We start from the raw sequence: 1400 nt of genomic DNA on the forward strand, positions 1-1400 counted from the left end.
CTGATATGTATTTGACCTGTCCAGTGGTTTATAAAGGATTCTGGTTCGTACAATGTGTTGGTAGCAGAACGGACGGCATGCCGACGGTTGATCAGTCTGATATGCGCGGGTTGGGTACCGCATGACAACCGATTCGTCGGGGAGCTGCCTCGCTCTAGGGTCGAGGATCATTCCATTGCTGGATGCCTCATAGTGTCCACGAGGGTTCTCCCACCGTTGTCCATTCTGCTACCGACACACTGCACGTACATGACGGTGCCCCCTAGCGATTAGGCGCGGGCTGTGGCAACTCCTGTCCTATTGCCCATATGAAGCCAGTCAGTTCACGCGCGACCGCGGTACATGCTTGCACTTTTAGTTTCCCTCTGCCCTCCATTAATCGATAACGCGCACACAAGCGTTTCTGTGCCTTCCAAGCAATGTCCTGCACTGCTTCGGAGGTTCGCTCTGCACGGCGTTGCAGATGGGCGGTTTTTCTGGCCGGATGGCGATAGGTCCAGGACGCTTCCACCAGCACTCTACGCACGTGAGCATTGCCGGTCTTGGTGATCGCGCCGCGCGATTTGGTGGCTCCGCTGGAATGCTCGCTGGGCACCAGCCCCAAGTACGCCATCAATTGCGGAGCACTGGCGAAGCGCTTCAGATCACCAATCTCGGCGACCACCGTCGTCGCGGTCAACAGGTTGACGCCGCGCAGCGCCATCAGGCCTTCGATCACCGGCCAGAACACCGATTCACTCGCCGCGCTTTCGAGTTGCGTGTCCAGTCCGTCGACACGCTTACTGAGTGCCTTGACGGTGTCAACGTATTCCTGAAACACGATCTGCTGAACTGATTGCCCGAATTGTTGCTCTTCAAGCCATCGATAATGCGCCTGAGTCCAGTTGCTCTTTCCGCTGTAGCATTTGCCATACCGAAGCAGAAAGGCACACAACCGTTGCTTGGCCTGGCGCTGAAGATGCTTCATGTCCTCGCGCGCTCGGGTTAAGTCGCGTAGCCCTTCCTGCGCATCGTCGGGAACCCACACTGCAGTCAGTTCTCCGGCTCGATGCAAGCGCGCCAGCATAAGACTATCGCGGCGGTCAGTCTTGACCCGTTCGCCCGCTTTCCTTGGAATCAGAGACGGTGCGACAACCTGGCAATCCCAGCCGAGGTCACTGAGCTGCCGATGGATCCCATATCCGCATGGGCCTGCCTCATAGCAAAACGAGAGATGCGCGTCTCCTTTTCTCAACTGCCGAACCAGCTTTTCGATCGCCTCCGGTGTATTGGCGATCTCCCCGATATAACGAACTTCGCCTCTCCCCGCATCGGCTACAGAAACCGCAATCGTCGCCTTGTGAACATCCAACCCAACGAACTTGCTAAACTGCTTCACGACCTGCTCTCCTCAATTGCGG

Annotated in this window: 1 protein-coding gene; it reads right to left on the minus strand. The window is 56.9% G+C overall.

Annotated features, from left to right (window positions below):
• Window positions 1-262: 262 nt before the first annotated feature.
• Window positions 263-1378, minus strand: a complete 1116-nt coding sequence (locus tag ABH944_RS44585; RefSeq protein ID WP_062093223.1) for an IS110 family RNA-guided transposase — start codon at window positions 1376-1378, stop codon at window positions 263-265.
• Window positions 1379-1400 lie beyond the last annotated feature (22 nt).

The sequence above is a fragment of the Caballeronia udeis genome, from assembly GCF_044909315.1.
GTDB classification, from domain to species: domain Bacteria; phylum Pseudomonadota; class Gammaproteobacteria; order Burkholderiales; family Burkholderiaceae; genus Caballeronia; species Caballeronia udeis_A.